Below are 25,686 nucleotides of genomic sequence, written 5' to 3' on the forward strand. Positions count from 1 at the left end.
AAAACAGACACTCGTTAATAGAAGAAGGTCTCGACGATGAAACGCCTGATAGCTGCTTTAACGCTACTGACAACTTGCCATGTGTTTGCCAGTGACGCCAGCGATACGACGGTTTACATGGATTGGGATAGCCATTACGTCTCGGAAGGACGCAACAATCTGCCACAAGGTGGCGTCTTCTGGAGCGGTATTGATCATACTGATGGTGCCTGGTTGTGGTATGAACGACAAGGCATCGGTGATAGCACTAACTTTATCGAACTGAATATGGGTTTTATGTACCAGTTCGAATTACCCAATGATTTCTCCTTAGCCACCGGTTATAAACGTTTGGAATTTTTTGGCGATGACCGTTGCAGTGATAACGAGCTTGCGGCTGAACTTTCTTACAATGCGATAGCGTGGCTCACACCTAATCTGGCCTACACCTATGCTACCGAGGCACATGGAGCTTTTGTCGAGTTCAGTCTCACCGGTCATTGGCAACCTTTCACCGACCTGACCATCTCTCCTTATATCCTGCAAGGCTGGGATTTAGGATTCGCGTCACTACATCATGATGGTCGCAACAACTTTCAGTTTGGGGTTGAAGCAGCATACGATCTGTCGTCCCAGGTTAACCTAGCACTGCAAATCAGTCACAGTATTGGTCAGGGTGATATTGAACGGCAGGAGCAGGAAGAAGATTGCATTGATGAGCTCAACCAGACCTTTGCCGGGATCCAACTCAGTTACCGCTTCTAATGACTTGCATTGGCGACAATGCCTTATCACCGCTACACTTTGGCTGTCGAAGGAACGACAGCAGATGAGGATAAGGAAATGTTTCGTCCTGCCATTGTATTGAGTGTCATCTTTGCGTTTTCTACCATGCCAACCGCGGGTGCTACCAAGCTCAACAACCAGACCAAGCTCCCTGAAAACCGCGCAGTGGGTGCAGACGGCAAGCCCCTTTCTATACCTGAGCATTTCCAGGCAGCGCTGGAATATCACGCCAGCGAAGCCGTCACACAGGTGCTCAACATCAGTGACAGTCAAACGTCAAGCAAACAACCGCGCAGTAAGCAACGCGCGATTGCTAACGATGCCAGTTGCCGCTGGTTGGCTAGTCGCATGGCCGATCTCAACAGCCGATTGCAAAAAGGGAGTCACATCGACAGTTATTTGCAGGCTGAGCTTAACGATTATCGTCGGCAGTGGTCCTGTCTAAAGTGTGACAGTGGCGGCCCTTCCAGTGCCGATCTTTCCCGATGTCGACCTTAACCCGGTTGTACAGCGCTGGTCAGTCCCCATAAATCTCCCTACAATGGCGGTCTGATCGGCAGGCAACCATAGCGGCTGTTTGTCTCTGAATCTGCCATTACACGGGAGTATCCACATGGCCCAACATTTTGACTATATCTGCCTCGGAGCTGGCAGTGGTGGCATCGCTTCAGCCAATCGTGCGGCGATGCGCGGGGCGAAGGTGTTACTGATTGAAGCGCAACACCTTGGCGGAACCTGTGTCAATGTGGGCTGTGTTCCCAAAAAGGTGATGTGGTATGGTGCCCATGTTGCAGAAGCCATGAAACTTTATGCCGCCGACTATGGCTTTGACGTCAGTATTAATCGCTTTGACTGGAATACCTTGGTCAACAGTCGTGAAGCTTACATTGAGCGTATTCACGGCGCTTATGAACGAGGTCTGGCCAACAATAAAGTGACCTTGGTACAAGGTTACGGCAAATTTATCGATAACCACACGCTAGAAGTTAACGGCGAACAGTACAGCGCTGATCACATTCTGATCGCTACCGGTGGCCGACCGACCATACCGCAGATCCCTGGGGCGGAATATGGCATAGATTCCGATGGCTTTTTCGCGCTGCGCCAGCAACCAAAACGTGTTGCGGTGGTAGGTGCCGGCTACATTGCCGTTGAAATTGCCGGAGTGCTGCATGCATTGGGCAGTGAAACCCATTTGTTTGTTCGCAAACACGCCCCGCTGCGTAACTTTGATCCGATGTTATCTGACACCTTGATCGAAGCAATGCAGGCGGACGGCCCCACCTTACATACCGACAGCATTCCGCAAGCGGTCACTAAAAACGACGATGGCAGCCTGACGCTGCGGTTAGAAAACGGCGAACAATATGAGGTGGACTGCTTAATCTGGGCGGTAGGTCGTTTTCCAAACACCGGCAATATCGGTCTGGAACACACCGGTGTTGAGCGCGATGCGCATGGCTACATCATTACCGATGGCTGGCAGAATACTACCGCCAAAGGGGTTTATTGTGTAGGCGACATTATGGCTGGCGGTGTGGAACTGACACCCGTTGCTGTCAAAGCCGGAAGACTGTTGGCTGAACGCCTGTTCGGTAACATGCCCCAAGCCAAGATGGATTACGCCAATATCCCAACCGTTGTGTTCAGCCATCCACCTATCGGCACCATGGGATTAACTGAGCCGGAAGCCAAAGCACGCTTTGGTGAAGATAAGGTCAAGGTTTATACCTCCAGCTTTACCTCCATGTATACCGCAGTGACATCTCATCGTCAGCCATGCAAGATGAAACTGGTCTGCGTTGGCCCTGAGGAAAAAGTTGTCGGCATACATGGTATCGGCTTTGGTATGGACGAAATACTGCAAGGCTTCGGTGTGGCCATTAAAATGGGGGCTACCAAAGCCGATTTTGATGCGGTGGTCGCCATTCATCCCACCGGCGCTGAAGAATTCGTTACAATGAGATAACGAGTTGTGAATGAAGAGTATCCAAAAGGCAGCAATCGCTGCCTTTTTTACGTCCGCGAGCATCTGAGGTTGCAAGCCCGATAGCTCTTCGGCAGAATGCCGCTAATACCTTGCTGGGGAACATATGAAGGCACTTACCGGAACACTGCTATTATGGCTGCTGCTGATATTAAGCGGTTGTAGCTCTGCGCCTTCACAACCTAGTCAACCTGCAGCGGTGCCAGCACCTAAATCGCTGACACCAAGTGACTTCAAAACGGTGTTGCAACAATGGCAAGGTGTGCCTTACCGACTGGGCGGTGACAGTCACAAAGGCATTGATTGCTCAGGGTTTGTCAGTGTGACCTACCAGCAATTACTCGACATGTCGTTACCGCGCACGGTTGAAGAACAAGCAGAGTTGGGATTTGCCGTTACCCGAGCCCAGCTGCGCAGCGGCGATCTGCTGTTTTTTAAGACCGGCCGCCTTCGACGCCATGTAGGGATCTATCTCGGAAATGGCGAATTTATGCATGCCTCTACCAGTCAAGGCGTTACCATTTCTTCGATTAATAATGAGTATTGGCACCGCCACTACTGGCAAGCCAGACGTTTAGTGCCCTGATATGGTATGGTTAGACCGTTGACAGGCACTGTCCATGTCGCCATGTTTCTTTAGGGAGTTTTTACATGGGAAAAGCCAAAATCGGCATTGTCACCGTGAGTGATCGTGCTAGCGCCGGTATCTATGAAGATCTTTCCGGCAAAGCCATTATCGATACCCTCAATCAATATCTGATCAGTGAATGGGAACCTGTTTACGAAGTGATCCCTGATGAACAGGACCTGATTGAAGCAACGCTGATACGCTTGGCTGACGAAGATAACTGTAGTCTGATTGTGACCACTGGCGGTACAGGCCCGGCAAAACGTGATGTCACACCGGAAGCCACCGAAGCCGTATGTGATCGCATGATGCCAGGTTTTGGTGAACTGATGCGTCAGGTGTCATTGCAATATGTACCCACAGCAATTCTGTCACGCCAAACAGCGGGCTTAAGAGCTGATACCCTGATTGTGAATTTACCGGGCAAACCTAAATCCATCCGTGAGTGTCTGGATGCTGTGTTTCCAGCAATCCCCTACTGCATTGACCTGATGGAAGGTCCGTACCTGGAATGTGATGAAGCGGTGATAAAGCCATTCCGGCCGAAAAAGTAACATCGCCAATAACCAAAAAATGCCAGACATTTAGCGCTGGCGTTTTTGTTGGCCTGACAAGCGTCTTTGGCTATTTACGCAGTTTGATATACAACTCTCCATCGTGGATCTGAATATCATCCACACCATCAGCAAAAGTATTCCAGAAACCACGGTCGCCAAATTCACTGACCAAATTGACATTTTTCATATTTCCCAGCCAAGCATTGGGGATCGGAACCCCCATTAAACTGACCCCAACCAACGCCACGACTGGTCGACGGTTTTTATCCAGATGGATATCCAGTCCCGCATTTACCCGTAAGATTTCACCGGCCATGATCGGAAAATCCCGAGGAATGGGTATCAGGATCTTGGCACTGGCGAGATTATCTGAAAAATCTATTGCCACCCGTTGCGCAAAATCTGGGCTGCGCGCAATGATAGAATTCACTTCCTTTTCACTCAAGGTGACCTGTCGATTAGCGTCAGACTCACGATAGGGCTCCGGCGTTAAGTCATTCGCTGAACTCGCTTGTCTACGTGCACCGGAATCGCTCTGCCAGCCCAGTTGCTGCAGCTTTTTATCCAGCTTTTGCGTTTCTTTGTCGTTCAATGTGACGGGGCTAAACGGCTGAGGGAAAATATAGGTGCGAATCACTAGAAAGCTCACGCCTGCAGTGATCACTACCGCAGCGAGCATCATTAGCAACACCTGTGTACCGGTAAAGCCCTTTTGCTTTTGACTAGCCGATATCGAGTGGGTCATCTGATTATCCAAGGCCTCTTGCGCAATACGTTATAGTACCGTCGCTGGCGAAATAATGGCAAAAGTTGATTAATAATAACCCTCAAAAATCTTAGCCATGAGCTGGTCAACATGAAGAGGCCCCCGAAAGGAGGCTTCTTCTCTACAATTATCACTATCAACTGAGTAACTGATCTTTGATCGGTAACCGCCGGATGCGTTTGCCGCTGGCAGCAAAAATCGCATTACACAGTGCCGGGATCACCGGGGGTAATGCTGGTTCGCCCAGGCCGGTGGTTGGGTAATCGGTTTTCAAAAATTCGACATCGACCTCAGGTACTTCCGCCATGGTCAGCATTTGGTGCTGGTGATAGTTCACCAGTTTGGCGCCGTTATCAATGGGCACTTCCTGGTACAAAGCTTGTGATAATCCGTCCAGAATTGAACCCTGCACCTGATGCATGGCACCGCTGGGATTAACGATATATTTGCCGACATCACCGACTGCCCAGACTTTATGGATCTGTAATTTCCCATCAATGACACTGGCCTCGACGACCTCAGCAAAATAACCGGCGTGACTGTAATAACAGGCAATCCCCAAACCATGACCTGCAGCGACTTTGTTACCCCAACCGCTGCGCTCAGCAACAACGTTAAGTACCGCCGTCATGCGCTGAGGATTGAAACTGCCACTGCTACTCTGGGGATTGGCAAGCAGTGCTAACTGAAACGCCAGCGGGTCCTGTCCAGTCGCATGCGCCGCTTCATCCAGCATACTCTGAAACACCCAGGCCAATGCATTACTGCCAGGGGCTCGCAACCAACCGGTTGGAATATGCGCCGGGATCAGTGATGCGCCATATTGTAAGTTGGGGATGAAACCGGCAGGAAAGATATCGCGACTCATCTGGGCTGCCAAAAAGGGCTGACCATTTTCACCGAAGGTCAGAAAATGATCCTTGAACGCTACCAGTTTACCTTGCCCATCTAGCGCCAGCTTGAAGTTGTGATATCCCGCCGGCCGGTAGAAATCATGCTGGAAATCATCTTCTCTGGACCACAGCAGTTTAACCGGGGCCTTGGCTTCCCGGGAAATCCAGGCCACTTCCGCCATATAGTCATTGAACAAACGTCGGCCAAAGCCGCCACCGGAACGAACCACATGGATAGTAATGTCCTGTTCTTTTAACCCCAGCACTTTGGCCACCTGCTTTTGACCGCTGACGGGGTTTTGGGTTGGAGCCAACAGCGTCAGTTTGCCATTGTGCCACTGTGCGGTGCAGTTCATCGGCTCCAACTGACCATGCGCGACAAAAGGATAGTAATAAGCCGCTTCCAGCACTTTGGCCGCACTGGTAAATGCGGCGTCAATATCGCCATCCTGCCGCAGAATTTGCAATGGGGGATGTGCTTGCAACACTGTAGCTTGTTGATCAAATCCGTGATTACTTTGTCCCGCCGCCTCACTGTCATGCCATTCAACTTGCAGCTGCTGTCGCGCTTTTTGCGCTTGCCACCAGCTGTCAGCAACAATGGCAACGCCACCATCCAGACCATAAAAGTCTTGATTTCCGGGCACCACCAAAACCTGACGCACACCTGGTAGTTTTTCAATCTCCGCTAGGTTGGCCTTTTTTACGGTGCCACCAAACACCGGGCACTTCTGATACACAGCATACAACATGCCCGGGACTTCAATATCAATGCCAAACAGTGGTTTACCGTGAACAATGGCCTCGTTATCCACACCGCTGGTGAACTGGCCGATAAGGTGCAACTGGTCATCGGCTTTCACGGTAACCGAGGCTAATGTCGGCGCCGGCAACTGAGCCGCAGCGGCAGCCAGAGCACCATAGCCAAGAGTCCGTCCACTGCTCGCATGAATGACCTGACCATGAGCCGTAGTGCATTCAGCTACAGCAACCTGCCACTGCGCTGCGGCTGCGGTTAACAGTAACTGTCGGGTCGCAGCGCCAATGCGACGATGCTCATCAAAATGTACCGGGGTACTGCGACTGCCGCCCGCGGACTGCCGCCCGTAGACTTCGGGCATCACCGGCGCCTGCTCCACTTGTACTTGCGTCCAGTCCACATCCAGTTCATCCGCAATCACCATCGGCAATGAAGTTTTGATGCCCTGGCCGATTTCCGGTGCCACCGACATAATACGAATACTGCCATCAGCACTGATACGGACATAGGCATTCAGTGTCCAGCTGTCATCGTTACCGCTAACGGCAAATGCTTTCGGCAGATATAACCCCAGTAACAAGCCTCCACCAGCAACCGCGCTCGCTTTGAGAAATGCCCGCCGCGACCATTCACCGGTAACGTCCGCTTGAGATAACCCTAAGTCATGATGCTGCATCGCCATATTAACTTTTCTCCCTGGTTGGGGTTGCAGCAGCGTGCTGAATTGCCTGCTGGATGCGATGATAAGTGGCACAGCGACACAGGTTCCCCTTCATCCCTTGAGCAATCTGCATCGCTGTTGGTTGCGGAAATTGTTTGAGGAGTGATACCGCCGACATCATCTGCCCCGCCTGACAATAACCACATTGTGGCACATCAAGGATTTTCCAGGCCTGCTGTACCCGCTGACCGATATCGGTGGCCGCGATGCCTTCTATGGTCGTGATTTCTCGGCCCGCCACTGCCGAGATTGGCGTGACACAGCTCCGAACCGGTTTGCCGTCCAGATGCACCGTACAGGCACCACACTGCGCGACTCCACAACCAAACTTGGTGCCTTTTAGCTTTAACGTATCGCGTAGCACCCACAGCAGTGGCGTATCCTGTGCCACGTCTGCCTGCATGATTTGACCGTTGATCTTCAGTTGATAGTTCACTGTCTTTGCCCTCCTGTGGCAGGCTCAGACGCAGCTCTCTGCGTGTGATATAGATGAGCGCCTGCATACCACAGGCGTTACAGATATTAGTGACGGTATGTCGAATAGCCCATTTAAGGTTTTATCAGCTCAGGCTGAACGTAAACTGAGTTGTTGGCACAGCGAAGTGGAATAAACCCTGGCCGTTAGCCTCCAGACTGGTCAGCACTTACAATAAAGATTAGTATCTGCTACTGCAAACATGGAGTTTCAGGGAGTAATAATCTCATGGGTATCAGAGCAATTATTGTAGATACGGCCGGCACCACCACTGATCTTAATTTTATCCAGGATGTGCTGTTCCCCTATTCCGTTAAGGCTCTGCCGACATTTCTGGAACACCACCAAGATAATTTTCTGGTCGATGCCTGCGTCAGTGATACTCGCGATATCGCCCTGGAGGCGGATGCGGACCTTCCCCGCGTTGCGCAAATATTGCAGAGTTGGGTCAAAGAAGACCGTAAAGCCACACCATTAAAGACACTACAAGGGCTGATCTGGAAGGAGGGTTATGCCCAGAATGATTTTACCGGTCACATCTACCCCGACTTTATTGAAGCGATTCAGCAGTACCACACCCAAGGATTACGCGTTTACAGTTTTTCCTCTGCCTCAGTAGAAGCGCAGAAGCTGTTATTTAGCCACAGTGATGGCGGCGATCTGACTGAACTTTTCAACGGGCATTTCGACACCCGCACCGGCAGTAAGCTCGATAAGCAGGCCTACAGCAATATTCTTAACACCATCAGTTTAGCGCCCAAGCAAGTGTTATTTGTTTCAGACCTGTTAGGTGAATTGAAAGCCGCTGCGGCTGCGGGCATGCAGATCTGTCAAATGGTGCGCAGTGATGCGGTGAAGACGGGCGATTACCGGCAGATCCACAGTTTTAACGAACTATCACTCGAGTAACTACACATACTTTTCTGCTGGAACGGCGGAGCTAGGCTTCGCCGTTTTTATTTTTAGCGCTGTTTAATACTTGAGCAAGACGATAGCGATTGCTATGCTGAGCCAAAATTCAAACGAGCGTTTCATTATGGATAATTTCAAGCAGCGTTACCCTGATGCCTGTTATATCAAAGTCACCTGGGGCGATATGGACGCCCTGCAACATGTGAATAACGTGGCTTATTTTCGCTATTTTGAAGACGCAAGAATCGAGTTTTTCAACCGTGAATTCCCGCTGACCGAGATGTATAAATGCGGCATTGGACCGGTCATTAGTGAAAATCACGCCAATTACCGAAAGCCGGTGGTTTACCCCGACACGTTATTGGTCGGAATTAGTAACAGTCATATTGGTGAGGACAGATTCACTCTGCATTACGAGGTATTCAGCACCCAACAACAGTGCATTACCACCACGGGCAGTTCCGTCGCGGTAATGTTCGATTTCAATCAAGGCCAAAAGACCGCAATACCAGCAGATTTGCGCGCAATTTTACAGCGGCTGCAACAATAATCGGTCACAGTACTTGCGACTGATGGGCATTTAATTACACTTGGGCAAACGTTTTCATCTGATTGCCCTGTAACCATGCTCAAATGTCCGAAAGTTCTGACGCTGCTCTGCTGCCTGCTGTGGCTGACACCGGCCTTATCCGTCGCCAAAGCGATTCCTAAGACGTATCAACCGCTGGCATCTGCCAGTGCCATGCTGGTAGATATGAAGAGTGGCGAAGTGCTTTACGCAGAACATGAGGATGTCGCCAGACCTATCGCCTCGGTCAGCAAGCTATTGACCGTGTTAGTCGTCCTGGATGCGAAGCAGCCGTTGAATGAACGCATCGATGTCAATGTCAGCGATGTACCAAGCATGGATAATGTGGTCTCACGTTTGCGTATTGGCAGCACCCTGCTTCGCAAAGAAGCCATTGCATTAGCGTTAATGTCTTCAGAAAATCGCGCCGCAGCAACACTGGCACATCATTATCCCGGCGGCTTTCCGGCGTTTATCAAGGCGATGAATAACAAGGCCAAAACCCTTGGTATGCGCCATAGCCATTTTGTAGAACCCACCGGTCTTTCACGTCTTAATGTCTCAAGCGCCAGCGATCTGGTCAAATTACTCAAAGCAACGCAAACCTATCCCATCATGGGACAACTGAGCAGTGCTAAAAATCGCAGTGTGACTTTTCACAAGCCCAGCTACAGCCTGGCGTTTTACAACACCAACCCGTTAGTGAATAAAAAAGGCTGGAAGATCCATCTGACCAAAACTGGCTATACCGATGAAGCGGGCCATTGTCTGGTGATGCTGACCGAAATGGCCGGACGCCAGGTCGCATTTGTGGTATTGGATGCCTTTGGCAAATACACTCATATTGCCGATGCTAACCGGCTCAAGACCTGGCTGAGTACCGGCAAAGTCAGTAAAGTGCCCGCGGATGCCCTGGCGTATAAGCAAGAGGCCCAGCAACAGCAACAAACCGCGAAAAACCAGGAACCAAGCGATGGTGTAGAAACCACCGCCCAGCACTGATTATTTGTCAGGGTTAGCCTTGGTGGAGGTATCACAGGGCCAGAGTTCGACGGACTCTGTTTGATGGTTTGGTTTGCCAATCCAATGACTCATCGGCAAACATTGCCCATTAAAGCAGATGTCATAATCGCCGCCTTCTGGCGCACGCCCAAGTTTTAACAAGGGAATCGCTGGCCGCTTTTCATGGTAATGCCAACTGTCATCGCGAAACACGGCACCAGCAGGGATCTCCATGCCAGCACCAGTGCCTTTAACGCGGGCTTCAGTCAGCAATAAGCCTTCTGGGGTCAGCTGATAGTCTTCTTCCCAGCGGATCTTCTCCACCGTGTGCCACCAGCCAAGGGTAAATGTTGGCTGAGGCACGGTCGCCCACAGCTGACCTGCCAACCCCAGACACAATCCCAACATCAGCTGGCACTCCTCAAGGCCGCACGGCGACTAAACCACCAGTGTTGCAATAAGAACAATGCCACCAGCGCAAAGCCAAGTTCATCACTCATCGGCGTTGCCAGGATCAAGCTACCGCCAGCAATAAAGCCCCACAGCCGCTCCCACCATTTCAATGGGCGCAACAGATAACCGGTAAACACCGCGCCCCATAACCCAATCGCTAACATGGCCTTGAACACGACATAAATAATGGCAGTAATACTGTCACTTTGGAGCATCAATGCCGGTGAATACACTGACATATAAGGGATGATGAAACCAGCAATGGCAATACGGATAGCCCACAAACTGATCTTCAGCCCTTTTTCTTTGGCAATTGGCGCGGCGGCAAAACATGCCAACGCAACTGGCGGCGTTAGATCCGACATAATGCCGAAGTAAAACACAAACATGTGGGAAACGATTAGCGGCACCCCCAAATCGAGGAGTGCGGGCGCGGCAATCGAACTGGTAATGATGTAGTTTGGAATCGATGGGATCCCCATTCCCAACACCAGACAGGTAATCATGGTCAGTACCAGTGACAAGAACAGATTACTTTGTCCTACCGCGAGAATGTATCCGGCAACCGTTGAAGCGACACCGGTCAATGACACGATACCGATAATTACCCCAACCAGCACACAGGCGATCCCCACCGGTACCGCGTGGCGCGCGCCATCAACCAGTGCATGCACACAAATACGCAGCGTGTCGCGGCCACCTTTGACAAACCAGCAGACCACCACCAGCGCACCGATAACGCCAAACACCACGCCAATACCCATGCGGAAGAAACCGGCACACATCAGCCCTAGTGCCACCCAGAATGCAACGCGCAGCCATTTGGATGATACCTGCATGGCTATCGCAGATCCGAGAATGACGATTGCAGTCAACGATAAGCCGACGGTTCCAGAAAACAGCGGTGTGCGCCCAGCGAATAGCAGATAAATCAGCACTGCTAGCGGGAACAGCAGATACCAACGTTGGCTGACGGCCTTCCAGGGATTGGGACATTCCTCTTTGGGTAAGCCGTGCAAACCGGCGCGTTTCGCTTCCAGATGCACCATCCAGAACACGGAACCGAAATATAGTATTGCGGGAACTAACGCGGCTTTAGCGATCTCGATAAAGGGAACGTTAATCGTCTCCGCCATAATGAAAGCCACCGCGCCCATGATCGGCGGCATGATCTGGCTGCCCATACTGGAGGTTGCCTCTACGCCACCGGCAAAGGCGCTGCGATAGCCAAAACGCTTCATCAATGGAATGGTGAACTGGCCGGTGGTCACAACGTTAGCCACACCAGAACCGGTAATCGTGCCCATCAACGCGGAGGACACCACCGAAACTTTGGCTGGGCCACCCAATTTGTGACCGAACAGCCCCATCGCAAAATCGGTAAACAAACGGATCATGCCCGCTTGTTCAAGAAAAGCCCCGAACAGAATAAACAGGAAGATATAGGTCGCCGATACATAGGTCGGAGTACCATAAAACCCTTCCGTACCAAATGATAATTGGTTAACGATCTGGTCCAGGCCATAACCGCGGTGCATGAACTCACCGGGCAGATACTGACCTAACAAGCCATAGGCCAGAAACAAGGTACAAATAAATGGCAACGCCGGTCCCATCACGCGACGGGCAGCATCAAATACCAACGCGATCAGCATCAGCCCCATGAACATGTCCATATGGGTCAGCTCGCCCGAACGTTGGATCAGGTCAGCTTCAAAAATCCATTGATAAGCGGCGGTTGACATACCGGCCAGCCCCAGCAACCAACCTAATGGAGCCCAGAGCTTATGGCCTTTGAATGTAGGGTAAGTGATGTAAACAATCAGCAGCAAAAAGCCTACGTGTACTGCACGCAGAACTTGGGTAGAAACTGGGTGAAACGCCGCCGTGATCAGCTGAAACGCTGAAAACAGCAACGCAACCGTAAATAACGCTTTCGGCCACTCTGTGGTGGCTGCTTCTAAACCCTCATGGGATTCAGTCATATTATGTGCCTCGCTACTTCAAACTACAGTGAGACACTCCCCGGTTAAACCGGGGAGTGTTGCGGCCTATTTCAGTAAGCCGACTTCTTTGTAATAGCGTTCAGCACCAGGATGAATCGGGATCGGAGTGTTAGTCGCTTTATCCAGAGTAATCGCCTTAGCCGCGGCATGAGCGTTACCCAGGTTTTCAAGATTTTCAAACAACAACTTGGCCATTTGATAAGCTACATCATCAGATACTGCAGAAGTTGTGACCAACAAGTTTTGAATCGCAATAGTTGGCACATCAGTATCCTGGCCATCATAAGTGCCGGCAGGGATTACACCCGCCTGAAATGCAGCATTACCGGTTTTTGCAATAACATCTGCTGGGATCGGTACAAAGTTAACGGGCATAGTCGCCGCCAGATCACGCAATGCGGCCATACCTAATCCAGAGGACTGCAAGGTAGCATCCAATTGGCGATTTTTAATCAGCTCTACCGATTCCGCGTAAGGCAGGAATTCCACTTTTCCTAAATCATCATAGGTCAATCCTGCTGCGGCAAAAATGGCGCGCGCATTCAGTTCGGTACCAGACTTCGGAGCCCCCACAGACACGCGTTTACCTTTCAGATCCGCCAGACTCTTAATGCCAGCATCTTTATTAGCGACGATCTGAATATAGTTAGGATAAATCGCGGCTAACAGACGCAGTTTATCCAGCGGCTTTTTAAACCCCGCTTCTTCATCGCCTTTCCAGGCGGCGGCCACCGAATCACCGATGGAAAACGCCAGTTCACCGCGGCCCGCTTGCAACAGATTCAGGTTTTCCACGGAGGCCTTGGTGGCCTGGACGGAAGTTTTCGACCCCTCAATATGATTGCCATAGATCTGTGACAGAGCCACCCCCAGTGGATAATAAACGCCACTGGTACCACCGGTGAGAATATTGATGAACTTGGGCGCTGCCCAGACTGCAGAACTGACACACACCGCAGCGATAGCCCCAATAACGCCCATTTTTCTTATCAGTTTCATTATGGTGTTCCTTGTTCAATTTGCGGCAATTGCCGACTCTCCACCTTAGCACTATTTAACAACTGGTAAACAACTCTTCTAATGCTATTAACAAAAAATAGAGAGTAATTTTGGATTTAGCAAAAAACTCAAGGAGCTACTGCATATTCCCAGAGGATCTTACGTAGGTGATCGCTAATATACTGACTCTTTTCTGTTTTATAGTCATAGTGGACCAAGGTCGTAGTGGCTTCGGCGGTCAGTTTATGCTGTTGCCAAAGGCCTTGCTGAAATCCAGCCAATGACCAGCATGACGACTCATCGGTGCTAATGATGCTGCGCAAAATGGCATAATGGCGCAGCAAGCCATCGCACAATGCAGTCTATTGCCGCAAACTCAACACATGTAACTACGATAAGAGATAGATTTCGCTCAAACGTCCAACTCCCTTTGGGCGAACGGGATCAATCCGCCATTGTCGCAAAGCACTGCAGCACATATTCGACAAACATCCTGACCCGCAGCGGTAGATTATTACGGTCGCGATATAACATCATCAGTGTGCGCACCTTGCCATGCCAATCGGGTAAAACGTGTTGTATCTCTCCTGCAGCAATCATTGGCATGGCAAAGTAATCGGGGATATAGCCAATACCTAGTCCGGTTTTCACGGCATAAGTTAATAGGCCAACTTCATCAACCTCTAAACGCACCAGCTTTTGCGGATGGTAATCAAATTCTTGCCCAGTGGTTTGATGTTGCAGGTGCCACGGGATCATCGGTCGACACAAAATGATCGGGTGACCACAGAGTTTCTCTGGCGTGGTAATAGTGCTGATATCGTAAGAAATTGGCGCACATAAGATAAAACGTAGATGTTTCAGCGGTCTGGCAATCCAATTTTCGACTATGGGGCTGCCAACACGAAACACCACATCCATGCCTTCAGCTTCAATATCAATCAGCGAGTTGGAGAAGTGAAGATCCAGCTGGATCTCGGGATAACGCTGCAGAAAATCATAAAAAATGCCGCGTAAAAAGTAAGAGCCAGAATTGATAGGTGCCGATACCCGAATCTTGCCGCTGGGACGATGTTTATCCCGATGCAGATCTTCGTCAATATCCAGCAACTCCTCGAATAAAGCACTGCAGCGTTGATAATACTGTGCTCCAGTGCTGGTCAGTACCACGCGATGAGCATCTCGGTTAAGCAGTCGCAGTTGCAAGTCGGTTTCGAGCTGACGAATACGGCGACTGAGCGTGGATAACGGTATGGAAAGTTGCTCGGCAGCCGCCGTAAAACTGCCCAGACGCGCGACAGTGCAAAAACAACGTAAATCATCCAGTGAATAGTTAGATTTCATTTTTGGAATTTTAAGTCTTAATTTTGCCTATTTATCCAATTAATGAAATCAATACACTAGCCTGACGGTTTTCACAAGTCATTTGGAGTAGGCGATGAGGTCAGACTCAGTATTCAAGGCGGTTGCGCTCTTGATTTTATGTGCGTTCTTTTGGGGAAGCTGTTTTCCCATCGGCAAGCATGCATTGAATGAGGTGCATGCGCTGACGCTAGTGCTATGGCGTTTTATATTAGCGGCAATTTGTCTGGCCATTTACCTGCAATTTAGCCGCAGCAGTAAACCCAACTTGACTGTCATGCAATGGAGCTGGGTGGTTATTGTCAGCGCTATCGGTATTGGCGGCCTTAATATTGGCTTATTTACCGGATTAACCCTTACCAACGCCACTAATGGTTCATTGATTATGGCATTAAGCCCGTTAACCACGTCGCTAATTACCTGTATCGCCCTGCGGCGTTTGCCGACGTTTGCTCAGGTAATGAGTTTACTAATCTGTCTCACTGGCGTCCTGCTGGTGATCACTAACGGCAACTTGGCCAGCCTTGCGCACACGCACCTGAACCAGGGTGACCAGATGATTTTCTGTGGCATGTTAGCCTGGAGCCTATACACCTATTTCAGCCAAGGTATCAGCCGTTGGCTAGCCGTCATCCCTTATACACTCATTGGGATGATCTGTGGCGCGCTGGTGATTGGCACCATGATCATGTTCAACCCCGAGGTTAAGCCCCTAACTGAGCTTACCCGAGCCTCAACCGTAGTGATCAGTGAAGTTCTCTATGTGGCTATTTTTGGCACGGTTGCTGGCTATCTGTTGTGGATTAATGGGGTACGCCATTTAGGCTCAGCCACAGCATCGCTATTTTTCAACTTTGTGCCGGTCTTTGCTGTGCTCACCGCCTTTTTGATGGGGCAACCGGTGACACAACTGCAGCTCTTGGGGATTGCCGTGGTAATTGCCGGCTTGCTGTTGCCGCGTCTAAAACTGCCGAAACGTACACCGCAACCCTGTAATTCATAGCACCATAGAGATCACGGCGATACGCTTTAGCCGCTGCGACTACTTCGTACTTAGATTACGTCGAACAGAGCGGGATGGTATTGCGCCCTAAAAATGGCCTAGTAAAAAAGGCTGCAAAGCAGCCTTTTTTAAATTAAATCAGTAATTAATGGCCATACATGGCATTAATCTCATTAGCATATTTATGGTAGATCATTTTACGCCGCAGTTTCAGGGTTGGCGTAATCAGCCCGGCTTCCATAGAAAAGGCCTCTGGTAACAGAGTGAACTTTTTAATCTGCTCAAATCCAGCCAGCCCTTGCTGCAACTGTTTCAGGCGCTCATCAAAGTGCGCCAATACCTGGGAATGACGGATCAATTCCACGGGAGACTCATAGCTGAGTCCTTTCTGTTTAGCCCAGGCTTCCAGCGCTTCAAACGCCGGGACAATCAACGCTGTTACGTAATTACGGGCATCGGCAACAATCGCCACCTGTTCAATGAAAGGACAACAGCCGACTTTGCCCTCGACCCGCTGCGGCGCAATATATTTGCCGTTAGAGGTCTTCATCAGCTCTTTAAGACGATCGGTAATAAACAGATTACCATTAGCATCCAATTGCCCGACATCGCCGGTTTTCAGCCAGCCGTCTTTCAGTACTTCAGCGGTTTCCTGTGGCCGATTGAAATACCCGCGCATCACGGTATCACCACGCACCAGGATTTCGTTGTCATCGCCCAACCGCACTTCCACTTCATCCAGCGGCTTACCATTGGCGCCAGGGACCCGGTTATCCGGACTACAGCAAGCAACAGTAGCCGTGGTTTCGGTCATGCCGTAGCCCACGAGCAACGGAACATTAATGGCCGCAAAGAAGGCACTGACATGCGGATCCAGCGCTGCGCCACCACACGGCATATATTTAATATTGCCACCCAATGCCTGATGCAGTTTGCCATATACCAAGCGGCTCGCCAGTAACCACTGCAGTTTCAACCATAAACTGCCTTTAGCTCGCCCTTGAGAAGCCTCAAACTGGCGCTGACCCACCGCCATCGCCCACGCAAATAATTGCCGTTTTGATGCTGGCGCCTTAGAAAGTTTGTCCTGTACCGCGCTGTAAACTTTTTCAAGGAATCTTGGCACCACACAAACGGTATGCGGCTTGACGGCGGTCAATGCTTCTTTAACGCGATGTGTATCGGACAGATAGACATTGCGCCCACCGCGGCTCATCACATAAAAGCTCCAACCGCGCTCATAGACATGGCTTAATGGCAAAAATACCAGTGACACATCACCACGATTAAACGGCACCCGCTGGTGGTGCTGACGCATTGCCGAGGCAATATTACGCTGATCCAGCATTACGCCTTTGGGATCGCCGGTCGTCCCCGAGGTGTAGATCAGCGTCATCAAATCATCCAGCTGACTCTGGGCCAAGCGCTGTTCCAACTCAGGATGTGGTTGACCAGCTTCTTCGCTGATCATCTTGTCCAGATGGAAATGACTGAAGGACTTCAGCTCAACGTCGTTGTTGAACACAATCAGCTGTTGCAAGGTAGGACACAGCTGCTGCAACTTGCAGGCGAGGTGATATTGCTCATCGTCGGCCACACACAAAACCTTGGCCCCGGCGTCGCGAATAATATAAGCCGCTTGTTCTAAGGTAGAGGTGGGATAAATGGGTACCAATACCCCACGCGCTTTGATGGTGGCGATATCGATACAGGTCCACTGTGGACAGTTGTTAGACAAAATAGCCACACGGTCTTGCACTTCCAGACCGCTGTCAATCAGTGCTGCCGCCAGTTGATCAGTGATATTTTTGAATTGATTCCAACTGACTTTATCCCATGGGGCTGCTGTTTCAAAGCCTTCCAAGGCGATCTTATCCTGTTGCTCCTGTACCTGCTGGTCAAGCAACTTGATAATCTGATACTGCTCAAGAGACATGTTGTAACTTACCTTTTAGCTTACAGCTGTTTCGCTTTTGCCATTTTAACTCAAGCGCAAGATAAGCATAAACACTTTTGCTGCAATATCAGACTATCGTCCCATGGCAGCTTTGCATTACAGTCAAGAAAAGCAGATTACAGCCGCTGTACGTCAACCGAGACTTTCAGCGTCTGACTGTCGCCGCCATCAAAGATCACTCCCTGTAACGGCGATACATCGGCGTAATCACGGCCCCAGGCAGTAATGATGTGTTGACCATTGGGCATCAGGTCATTGGTGGGGTCAAACTCCACCCACCCCAATTCCGGCACAAAGATGGCAAACCAGGCATGAGAAGCATCGGCACCGACCAACTTTTCCTGGCCAGGTGGTGGCAAGGTTTCCAGATAACCGCTGATATAACGCGCCGGTAAGCCCACTGAGCGAATACAGGAAATGGCGAAATGTGCAAAATCCTGGCACACACCGCGGCGTTCTTTCAGTACCTGTTCTGCTGGGGTACTGATACTGGTCGCGGTGGCATCAAAGGTAAATTCCTGGAAAATTTTATGGGTGAAATCCAGCGCTGCCTGCAATACCGAGACACTGTCGGCAAAGGTATCCGCCGCATACGCTGCCAGTTTGGCAGAACGATGAATATGAGTGGAATCCAGCAGATACTCCTTCACCATCCGTAATTCCGGAGTATCGGCCTGCGCCAACATCTGTCTGAGTTCACCGCAGGTCGGCACCTGCAGGCTCAGCTGATTAGGCAAATCCTGTTCATCGATATCAAACACACTCTCCACTTCGATAAGGAGTTTTTTATGGGCTTCCTGAATCGAGAAATAAAAAGTTTCATTACCAAAATAATCTTCACCCGCGCTTTGGTATATCGGCGTTGGCGTCACCTTAATTCGCCGACTCAGGCAGTGTTGCTTTTGGGTATCACGCGGCAACAGATGGGTCATGTTGTAGCAGAGCGTAACGGGCGCAGCGTAATGGTACTCGGTTAGATGCCGGACTTGATATCTCATAATCCCACCTTCCATTTCGCTTTGATCAGCTGTTGTGGTCCCGCCGTATGATCAAAATATTTATCGCTAAGTAATGACGTAAACTGTTCTAATTGTTGAATGATTTGACTCATCAACTGTTCCAGATTGTGCCGACTGCGAGTGCGGCGATCCACATGCGCCAGTTGGGTTAAATCCGCCAACTGAATATCGTTCATCGATTTTATGATCAATCGATTTTCCGGCGACAATGCCGATGTCAGACTTTCGCTGCGCGGCAACTCATTGAGATATTTACGTAACTGATTGACCTGATATACCAACGAGCGCGGGTTAGTCAGATCTATCATTAACAGATCCAGCCCGAATTCAATGCGGGTACCCGTACGATAACGCCGACGGAACGAGATCAGCGCCTCGACACTCAACAACAGCGATTCCAAGATCAACTGCTGTTGGATAGTGGGCAAAGGTTTGCCCAACGTCGCTTTCAGCAATGTTGCTGTTAATAGTGCCCGCTCAGTACGCCGGCCGATTTCCTGAAACATCCAGTCCATACCGCGCAACATGCTTTCGTTATTTAACCCCGAAAGCGCCAGCAGGGTCGTTACCAGGCTGTCGAGCGATTCTTCCGGCACCGATGGCAAACCGTGTTTATAGGTGCGGTCGACTTCATGAATGTGGTCACGCAGCTCGTTGAGAATAATCCGGGTATCGGCCGATAACATCTCTTTGACCTGTTCACCGCAGGCCAGCATCGCTTGCAGGTTGGCTTTGATTGAGCCGGTACGCTCATGATCGATCACCAAGGCTGCCAGTTCATCATTCGGATTTTCCAGTAACTCTTCGCTGTCGGTAAAGCCAGGCAAACAACCCGTGACTTGCGACATCGCCTGCAACAGAAGATCACGGGTTTCAGACGGTAGAGGCTCGACGCCATTTAACTGTTTAAAGATGGTGCGCATCAAGCGCAGGCTAATCTCGGCGCGCTCGGCATAACGGCCAAACCAGAACAGGTTTTCAATAACGCGACTAGGGAGATTGGTGACCTGTGCTTCATCACGAGGAAAAGCCGCCACAGTGGACTGTTCAACACTTTCGGGACGGTCACTGAGGATCCAGGTATCCTTGCTGCGAGAGCCTGACAGCTTCGTCACAATCACTTCTGAAGTAGACTCAGCCACCCGGCTAAGACCACCCGGCATCACGCTATAGCCATCTTTTCCGGCGACGGTAAAGGTGCGCAAAATCCCTGGTCGGCCATCCAGTTGTTGGCCGTGCCAGATTGGCGCTTGTGAGCCGGGGATATAACACTGCGCGACATAGCCCGCCGGATTTTTTGCCAGCATTTTCAGCGTTTCGGCTCTGGCTTTAGCATTCAGACTATGGCCATAAATACTTTTACTACCAAAACTACGATAGGTCGGCTTGATGATCAGTTGATCAAGATGATTGATGACGTAGTCATAATCCTGCGGATTACCGCACCACCAGGTACGCACAGAAGGCAGTTGTAATGGCTGTCCCATCAGGAACTGGCAAATATCCGGCAAAAAGGCCAGCAAGCCTGGCGCTTCGAGCACACCACTGCCCAACGGGTTGGCTAATACCACATTGCCATTACGCGCCACTTCCAGCAGCCCGGGAACACCGAGCATAGAATCAGCACGTAACTCTGCCTGATCGCAGAAAGAATCATCCAGCCGCCGCAAAATAACATCTACCGGCGACAGGCCGTTAAGTGATTTCATCCATACCTTGCCGTTACGAACCGTAAGGTCGCCTCCTTGCACCAACGGATACCCAAGATAATTGGCAAGATAGGCATGTTCAAAGTAGGTGCTGCTATAGGCACCCGGTGTCAGCACCACAATGCGTGGCGTATCAGTTTTGTGACTAACTAAATCTGCCAGCGTCTGCCGCAGCGTTTGAAAGAACGCCGACAGGCGCAACACATTACTATCGCGGAATAATCCCGGCATCACCCGCGACACCACCGTACGATTTTCAAGCGCGTAGCCACTGCCGCTCGGGGATTGGGTACGATCGCCAATCGCCACAAACTGACCATTAGCGCCGCGCACCAAATCCACCGCATGCAGTATTAGCGCTTTCACGCCTGGAAGCCGCATACCATGACACTGCCGCAGGAACCCGGGATCAGCAAACACGATTTCTGACGGCACAATGCCCTGCTTCAGCAAACGTTGCTCGCCATATAAATCGCGGTAGATCAGTTCAAAAAGTTCGGAGCGCTGTGCTAAACCTTGTTCTATCGCCGCCCATTCATCACTGGCGATCACATTGGGGATGATGTCCAGCGACCAAACACTCGGTGACAGCGGGTCATTGTTCAGATCGTAGGTTGCACCGTCATCCCGCAGGATGCGCTGTGCTCGCCGATAACGATCATCCATGCCATCGGCACCTAGACGGCCAATGTGCTCCAACAGCTGTTGCCAATGGGCACGGGGCGCCCGCCCTTCATCAAAGGCTTCATCAAAAGCGCCATCGGGCTTGGTATAAGGCACATTCGGCACCGGTGGATGTTCCGGTGCCGAAGGGTTGGCTAAGGGCGAACTCATTTGTTAACAGGTTACTCCGGCAAAATTGGCGCATAGTATACTTTCTTTCTGAGATCTAATGTATGGGGGTATTCATGACTGATTTCCTCCACGGGGGGAGCCATCGGCCTAGGTACCTGTTCATTCACATAAAAATGACGCATCGCATTAAATTCAGGCGGCGGCATCAACGGTCCCTGAGTAAAGCCCTGTTCCTGGAAGCGGTTAACGCGACGAGCTTCCGCTTCGTTACTGTTGACCGGTACGGTTTCGAAGTTACGACCGCCCGGATGACTGACGTAATAGGTGCAGCCGCCAATCGACATGCCATTCCAACTGTCAATCAAATCAAATACTAACGGGGCATCGACGCCCAAAGTGGGATGCAATGCTGATGGTGGTGACCAGGCGCGATAACGTACCGCACCTAGCATTTCGCCTTTGGTACCGGTAGGACTCAGTGGCACCCGACGACCATTACACGTAAGAATATGTCGTCCATCGGTCATACCGCTCAGTCGCACCTGTAACCGCTCAACGGACGAATCCACATAACGGGCAGTGCCGGAGTGTGTTACCTCTTCGCCAAGTACGTGCCAGGGTTCAATCGCCCAACGCAGCTCCAACTGAATATCATCCAGTTGCTGACGACCATAATGGGGAAAACGGAACTCTTCGAACGGTGCCAGCCATTCCAATTTGAATGGATAGCCGTGGCATTGCAGATCATCGACCACCGATTTGATGTCCTGCCATACGTAGTACGGCATCATAAACCGGTCATGCAGCTCGGTGCCCCAGCGGATCAACGGCTTCTTGTAGGGTTTCTTCCAGAAACGTGCCACCAGGCAGCGCAGTAACAACATCTGCACCAGTGACATTCGTGCATGCGGTGGCATCTCAAACCCACGGAATTCCAATAATCCCTGGCGACCACTCGCCGAACCCGCAGCATACAGCTTATCGATGCAGAATTCGGAGCGATGGGTATTGCCGGTAATATCCACCAGCAGGTTGCGCATCAGGCGGTCAACCAGCCATGGCTGCGCGACAAAACCGTCCGGCATGTTGGCAAAAGCAATTTCCAGCTCGTACAGCGATTCTTCACGGCCTTCATCAACCCTGGGAGCCTGACTGGTAGGGCCGATAAACATGCCGGAAAACAGATAGGACAATCCCGGATGGTGCTGCCAGTAGGTTACCAGGCTGCGCAGTAGATCTGGCCGACGTAACATTGGACTGTCTGCCGGTGTCAGCCCACCTAAGGTGACGTGATTACCGCCCCCCGTCCCGGTATGACGCCCATCCAACATAAATTTTTCGGTGCCTAAACGGGACAGATACGCCTGCTCGTACAGGGTTTCAGTATTATGTACCAACGCATCCCAACTGGTGGCCGGGTGGATATTGACCTCAATCACGCCCGGATCAGGGGTGATCAGAAACTTCTGCAACCGGTAGTCTTTCGGTGGTTCATAACCTTCGATGACCACAGGTAACTTCAACTGGGTCGCCACAGCTTCGATGGCATTGATCAATGCCACATAGTGTTCGAGATAGTTCTGCGGTGGCAGAAACAGATGCAATCGTCCGTCACGCACTTCCAGACAAATGGCGGTGCGCACCACGGGTTTAACAATTTTCAGCGGCGGTTGTGGCGGTTGGCCGGTCTGTTGTGCGGCGATGCTTGGACTGTCGACACCAACATCATAATTAGGCAAGGGATCACGTGGCTCAAACGGGTCGCGTTCGGTGTCCAGTTCCTCTTCGGTCATCGGTGGCAGTGAACTGAGCGGCAAGCGGAACCCCAGGGGGCTATCGCCAGGGATCAAGGTAATCACCTCCGCTCGCAACGGCCAATGGCTGCTCTGCCACTGATAACCGTCAAACATTACAGGCAGCACAAAACCGGTAGGATTTTCCAGACCACGTGTCAACAGCTTTGCTAAGCGCCGTCGCTCCAAATCATCTTTCAGATTGGCCTTACGCGGGTTGACTTCGTCTGGCAGATTACGCTCCAGCCAAAGATAGTAAAGGGTGTCTTCAAATGCTGGTTGCAGATATTTCGCGGAAAGCCCCAATTCAGTACATAAGGCTTTGCCAAAACGTCGGGCCTCGGCTTCGCCAAAACCATAATTTTTATCAACCCGCGCCAGCCATTGTGGATCGTGCCACAACGCTTCACCGTCGGTACGCCAAAAACAACCGAGTGCCCAACGCGGGAGTTCTTCACCGGGATACCACTTCCCCTGACCATAATGCAGCAGCCCGTTTGCACCAAATTTGGCTTTCATCCGCAGCAGTAGGTCTTTGGCAAGGCGCAATTTATCAGCCCCCAGCGCCGCGGTGTTCCATTGCGCTGAATCCATATCGTCGATGGAAACAAAGGTCGGCTCCCCCCCCATGGTCAGGCGAACATCCCCTTGCTGTAGTTCATCATCCACCGCCCGCCCCAATGCCTTAATGTTTTCCCAAACATCATCAGAATAGGGCTTGGTGACTCGCGGATCTTCGTGAATACGGGTCACCACATTGGTATAACTGAACTTCACTTCACACTTGTCGGTATAGCCGGTAATAGGGGCCGCAGAAATTGGCTCCGCTGTACAGGCCAGCGGAATATGACCTTCACCGGCTAACAAACCACTGGTGGGATCGAGTCCAACCCAACCGGCGCCGGGCAGATACACTTCGCACCAGGCATGCAGGTCGGTAAAGTCATGATCGGTGCCGGAAGGACCATCCAAAGCTTTCACGTCAGCGACCAGTTGCACCAGATAACCAGAAGCAAAGCGCGCCGCTAATCCCAATCGCCGTAGAATTTGTACTAGTAGCCAGGCGGTGTCACGACAAGAGCCCTTTTTCAGGGTCAGCGTTTCCTGACACGTCTGGATACCCGCTTCGAGGCGAATGCCATAGCCAATGTGCTGCGATAAGCGGCTATTAAGCTCTACCAGAAAACCGACGATAGGCTTGTCCTTGCCATCAATGGTTGCCATCCAGGCATCCAGTTCCGGACAATCTTCAACGGTTTTTAGGTATGGTGCCAGCTCTTCCCGTAGCAGCGGATCGTAAGTAAACGGATAGGTCTCGGCGTACTCTTCAATAAAGAAGTCGAAGGGATTGATGACCGTCATGTCGGCAATCACTTCCACGGCAAATTCCAGTTTGCGCATCTTTTCCGGGAACACCAAGCGCGCCTGCCAGTTGCCAAATGGATCCTGTTGCCAGTTGATGAAGTGCTGTTCAGGGGTAACTTTCAGCGAGTAGCCGTGAATATGGGTACGTGAATGGGGCGCAGGCCGCAGCCGCAACAAGTGCGGCGACACATTGATGTCCTGATCGAACTCATAAGTGGTGGTATGTTGGATGGCAATGCGAATGGTCATGCGGCATCCTCTTGGCGAAAGTGGAACCAGTTCTCAGTGATCTGGTGATGCAAGGCGATCATCCCCAACTGCACCTCATTGAGATATTCACTGAACTGCTGGTTGAGCGCCTCGGATTGTTCCACCCCTTGAGTATTTTGCAGCAACTTGTCGACATTAGCCGCAATGATGCCGAAACGGGGTAACGCTGCCGCGGCAATTTTAATTTGCTCCAGACAATAACGCTGTGACCGTGGGAAACAGGGATCGGTCAGCATGAAGGTTACCACTGACGCCCCGGTAATCGAGCAGCGCATGGTGCGACGAAAACTCAGATAAGCACTTTGTGATTTGAGGACTTTGGACCAGACCACTTGTCCCAACCGTACTTCTTCCTCTTCCTGCGAATGCAGCATCTGAAAGTTAGCCGCATCCAGAATTCGAGTATTCATATCGGCCCGTTCCAGAAAGCGCCCCATCATAATGAAATGCCAGCCAGCATGACGGTCCATGGTTCCGGTCAGCAGACCGATAATCTTCTGACAACCTTCAATAATGGTGTTGAGATAGGCGTGACGCTCGGAACGGTTGATCCCTTGCTTGATGTCGTGGTGCGCGTATAGGTCAAGCTCATTGATCAGCTCCCACATCTCCCCGGGTACCACATCGCGGGTGGTACGGATATTTTCCCGCACCATTTTCAGCGACGACAGCAATGAGCCAGGATTGGTGTCATCTGCCAGCATGAATTTCACAACATTGTGCTCATCCTTCACTTTGTAGCGCTGTTCAAACTGCTCCACCCCGCCATTAATTTCCACCAGATTGTACCAAGACACGGCAATGTCTCGCGGCAAGTCATACATGAGGTCATCATAGACACTGACCAATCGGGCAATATTTTCCACTCGCTCCAGATAACGCGCACTCCAGTAAAGGCGCTCGGCAACCCGTGACAACATG

The 25,686-nt window shown here is 51.0% G+C and carries 21 protein-coding genes; 9 read left to right on the forward strand and 12 right to left on the reverse strand.

The features are described from left to right. The first annotated feature begins 36 nt into the window (after positions 1-36). The 5 genes from PY479_RS04105 (at position 37) to mog (ending at position 3,934) form a co-directional block, all read left to right on the forward strand. Positions 37-744 carry a hypothetical protein gene (locus PY479_RS04105; protein WP_275482962.1) on the forward strand — a complete coding sequence of 236 codons (708 nt, stop codon included), beginning with the start codon at positions 37-39 and terminating at the stop codon, positions 742-744. 78 nt (positions 745-822) lie between these two features. Then, the gene (locus PY479_RS04110; RefSeq protein WP_275482963.1) at positions 823-1,263 is read left to right on the forward strand and encodes a hypothetical protein; all 441 of its coding nucleotides are present in this window, start codon (positions 823-825) and stop codon (positions 1,261-1,263) included. Positions 1,264-1,378: 115 nt separating this feature from the next. Then, a complete protein-coding gene (gene gorA, locus PY479_RS04115) occupies positions 1,379-2,734 on the forward strand; it encodes a glutathione-disulfide reductase (RefSeq protein ID WP_275482964.1) in 1,356 nt (451 codons plus the stop codon). Positions 2,735-2,858: 124 nt separating this feature from the next. Then, positions 2,859-3,338, forward strand: coding sequence for an NlpC/P60 family protein (locus PY479_RS04120; RefSeq protein WP_212594867.1), 480 nt, complete (start codon positions 2,859-2,861; stop codon positions 3,336-3,338). Positions 3,339-3,403: 65 nt separating this feature from the next. Then, positions 3,404-3,934 carry a molybdopterin adenylyltransferase gene (gene mog / locus PY479_RS04125; protein WP_212594868.1) on the forward strand — a complete coding sequence of 177 codons (531 nt, stop codon included), beginning with the start codon at positions 3,404-3,406 and terminating at the stop codon, positions 3,932-3,934. A 70-nt stretch (positions 3,935-4,004) separates the two neighbouring features. Here mog and PY479_RS04130 read toward each other — a convergent pair whose 3' ends face one another. The 3 genes from PY479_RS04130 to PY479_RS04140 form a co-directional block, all read right to left on the reverse strand. Continuing rightward, positions 4,005-4,682 carry an arginine N-succinyltransferase gene (locus tag PY479_RS04130; RefSeq protein WP_275482965.1) on the reverse strand — a complete coding sequence of 226 codons (678 nt, stop codon included), beginning with the start codon at positions 4,680-4,682 and terminating at the stop codon, positions 4,005-4,007. Between the two features lie 157 nt (positions 4,683-4,839). Further along, entirely contained in the window at positions 4,840-7,038 is a 2,199-nt protein-coding gene (locus PY479_RS04135; RefSeq protein ID WP_275482966.1) for a molybdopterin cofactor-binding domain-containing protein, read from the reverse strand. A gap of 1 nt (position 7,039) precedes the next feature. After that, positions 7,040-7,513, reverse strand: coding sequence for a (2Fe-2S)-binding protein (locus tag PY479_RS04140; RefSeq protein ID WP_275482967.1), 474 nt, complete (start codon positions 7,511-7,513; stop codon positions 7,040-7,042). A gap of 267 nt (positions 7,514-7,780) precedes the next feature. Between PY479_RS04140 and mtnC the strand changes: the two genes are divergently transcribed. The 3 genes from mtnC to pbpG all read left to right on the forward strand — a co-directional run bounded on the left by mtnC (position 7,781) and on the right by pbpG (position 10,034). Next, positions 7,781-8,461, forward strand: a complete 681-nt coding sequence (mtnC, locus tag PY479_RS04145) for an acireductone synthase (RefSeq protein ID WP_275482968.1) — start codon at positions 7,781-7,783, stop codon at positions 8,459-8,461. A gap of 127 nt (positions 8,462-8,588) precedes the next feature. Further along, positions 8,589-9,014 carry a thioesterase family protein gene (locus PY479_RS04150; RefSeq protein ID WP_275482969.1) on the forward strand — a complete coding sequence of 142 codons (426 nt, stop codon included), beginning with the start codon at positions 8,589-8,591 and terminating at the stop codon, positions 9,012-9,014. Between the two features lie 75 nt (positions 9,015-9,089). Further along, positions 9,090-10,034, forward strand: coding sequence for a D-alanyl-D-alanine endopeptidase (gene pbpG, locus PY479_RS04155; protein ID WP_275482970.1), 945 nt, complete (start codon positions 9,090-9,092; stop codon positions 10,032-10,034). Here the strand turns inward: pbpG and PY479_RS04160 are convergent, their stop codons facing one another. The 4 genes from PY479_RS04160 to PY479_RS04175 form a co-directional block, all read right to left on the reverse strand. After that, a complete protein-coding gene (locus PY479_RS04160) occupies positions 10,035-10,442 on the reverse strand; it encodes a DUF1850 domain-containing protein (protein ID WP_212594874.1) in 408 nt (135 codons plus the stop codon). Further along, entirely contained in the window at positions 10,442-12,472 is a 2,031-nt protein-coding gene (locus tag PY479_RS04165) for a TRAP transporter permease (protein WP_275482971.1), read from the reverse strand. Before PY479_RS04165 ends, PY479_RS04160 begins: the two co-directional genes overlap by 1 nt. Positions 12,473-12,538: 66 nt before the next feature. Continuing rightward, positions 12,539-13,492: a TAXI family TRAP transporter solute-binding subunit gene (locus tag PY479_RS04170; RefSeq protein WP_275482972.1), complete on the reverse strand. Its 954-nt coding sequence runs from the start codon at positions 13,490-13,492 to the stop codon at positions 12,539-12,541. Positions 13,493-13,936: 444 nt separating this feature from the next. Then, positions 13,937-14,836, reverse strand: coding sequence for a LysR family transcriptional regulator (locus PY479_RS04175; RefSeq protein ID WP_275482973.1), 900 nt, complete (start codon positions 14,834-14,836; stop codon positions 13,937-13,939). Positions 14,837-14,930: 94 nt separating this feature from the next. Here PY479_RS04175 and PY479_RS04180 point away from each other — a divergent pair, with 94 nt between their 5' ends. Then, on the forward strand, positions 14,931-15,857 hold the full coding sequence (locus tag PY479_RS04180) for a DMT family transporter (protein ID WP_275482974.1): 927 nt from the start codon (positions 14,931-14,933) through the stop codon (positions 15,855-15,857). Positions 15,858-16,002: 145 nt separating this feature from the next. On the opposite strand, the gene PY479_RS04185 is transcribed toward PY479_RS04180, so the two are convergent. The 5 genes from PY479_RS04185 to PY479_RS04205 form a co-directional block, all read right to left on the reverse strand. Next, positions 16,003-17,793, reverse strand: a complete 1,791-nt coding sequence (locus tag PY479_RS04185) for a long-chain fatty acid--CoA ligase (protein WP_212594879.1) — start codon at positions 17,791-17,793, stop codon at positions 16,003-16,005. A 137-nt stretch (positions 17,794-17,930) separates the two neighbouring features. Then, positions 17,931-18,812: a transglutaminase family protein gene (locus PY479_RS04190; RefSeq protein WP_275482975.1), complete on the reverse strand. Its 882-nt coding sequence runs from the start codon at positions 18,810-18,812 to the stop codon at positions 17,931-17,933. Further along, positions 18,809-21,376 carry a circularly permuted type 2 ATP-grasp protein gene (locus PY479_RS04195; protein ID WP_275482976.1) on the reverse strand — a complete coding sequence of 856 codons (2,568 nt, stop codon included), beginning with the start codon at positions 21,374-21,376 and terminating at the stop codon, positions 18,809-18,811. The genes PY479_RS04190 and PY479_RS04195 overlap by 4 nt, the downstream gene beginning before the upstream one ends. Positions 21,377-21,387: 11 nt before the next feature. Next, the gene (locus PY479_RS04200) at positions 21,388-24,744 is read right to left on the reverse strand and encodes a transglutaminase family protein (protein ID WP_275482977.1); all 3,357 of its coding nucleotides are present in this window, start codon (positions 24,742-24,744) and stop codon (positions 21,388-21,390) included. Continuing rightward, positions 24,741-25,685, reverse strand: a complete 945-nt coding sequence (locus tag PY479_RS04205) for an alpha-E domain-containing protein (protein WP_212594883.1) — start codon at positions 25,683-25,685, stop codon at positions 24,741-24,743. Before PY479_RS04205 ends, PY479_RS04200 begins: the two co-directional genes overlap by 4 nt. Position 25,686: the final 1 nt, after the last annotated feature.

The sequence above is a fragment of the Shewanella sp. A32 genome, from assembly GCF_029167175.1.
GTDB classification, from domain to species: domain Bacteria; phylum Pseudomonadota; class Gammaproteobacteria; order Enterobacterales; family Shewanellaceae; genus Shewanella; species Shewanella yunxiaonensis.